Here is a 1,404-nt window from a genome sequence, read left to right as displayed (position 1 = left end):
CCGTACGTGGTAGTATCATTGATATCTTTGCCATGGGTCAGCCATTTCCGCTACGCCTAGATTTATTCGACGATGAAATTGAGACCATTCGCTTTTTTAATCCGCAGACCCAGCGCACATTGACCGTTGATGACCTCAAAACCATGATGAGTGGCAACGATAGCAGCATGAGCAAAGAATCGCTATCGCTGCTGCATAAACTGCCAGATATCTCAAAGCCCATTAAGCAATTTCAAATACTACCCGCTAAAGAGTTTCCGCTCGATGAAGGGCGGGAGACGTTCCGCACCAACTTTGCCGCCATGTTCCCCAATGCCAGTAGCCGCAAATCTGAGCTGCATAAAGATGTGATGGCAGGTATCGCTAGTAGCGGACTTGAGTATTATCAGCCACTGTTTTTTGATTTAAAGGATTGGCAGGCAGAGAGTAGTTTGTTTTCCTACTTACCAAGCGATGCGCTGTTTATCACCGATGAGCTGATTAACGAAAAACAGGCAGATTATTGGTCACAAATTCAGCGCCGTTATGAAGAGCGCCGTCACGATATTGACAAGCCTATCGTCGCGCCTGAATTGTTGTATTTATTATCAAATAGTCTAAACGAACATCTTAATCATTATCCGCGGGTGATACTGAGTGCGCGCAGTGAGCTTGCGACCATGACTGATATCGCTGCGACTGATAGCATTGATAACGATGACGCAACCTTAGCCCCTAAGCAGCTATCACTGACGCCAAAAAAACAGGGGCTAGTGACGTTAATCGCGCAAGAGCCGCCGCAACTGGCAGTGAACCACCAAAAAGCTGAGCCCCTTACCGAACTGTTAGCATTTTTAGCGCTACAAGCGCAAACAGCAACACCTGTATTAATTGTGGCAGAAACGGCGGGTCGGCGTGAAATTCTGATTGAACTGTTTAAAGGCAAAATAGATATTAAAGCTTATGATAGCTTTGAGGCGTTTTTAGCAGCGGACAAATCGAAGAATAATAGTAATAAGTTACCGCAAGTCGGATTGACCATTGCGCCTATTGAACGCGGCGTTTACGTCCCTGAGCGCTTGGTGGTGATTAGTGAGACGCAATTATTTGGCCGGCAAGTGCTGCAAACGCGTCGTCGCCGGCAAAGTGGGGTATCAGAAGAGTTTTTGGTTAAAAGCGTCACCGAAATCACCGAAGGCAGTCCAGTGGTGCATATCGAGCATGGTATTGGGCGTTACAATGGCCTGATTACGCTCGATGTTGGTGACGGCGAGCAAGAGTTTATCCACCTAAAGTACGCCGATGACGCCAGTATCTATGTACCGGTTGCCAATTTACAAATGATTAACCGTTATAGTGGCGGTGACCCTGCACTTGCGCCCCTACACAAAATTGGTAGCGGTAAATGGGATAAAGCCAAGCAAA

Annotated in this window: 1 protein-coding gene; it reads left to right on the top strand. The window is 46.9% G+C overall.

The features are described 5' to 3' along the window. A partial coding sequence (locus V7D75_RS10850; protein WP_442968953.1) for a CarD family transcriptional regulator occupies window positions 1-1,404 on the top strand: 1,404 nt, incomplete at both ends.

The organism is Psychrobacter sp. (assembly GCF_036731945.1).
Lineage (GTDB): Bacteria > Pseudomonadota > Gammaproteobacteria > Pseudomonadales > Moraxellaceae > Psychrobacter.
The sequence above is the reverse complement of the archived record's forward strand: the minus strand, read 5'-3'. Positions and strand labels throughout refer to the sequence as shown.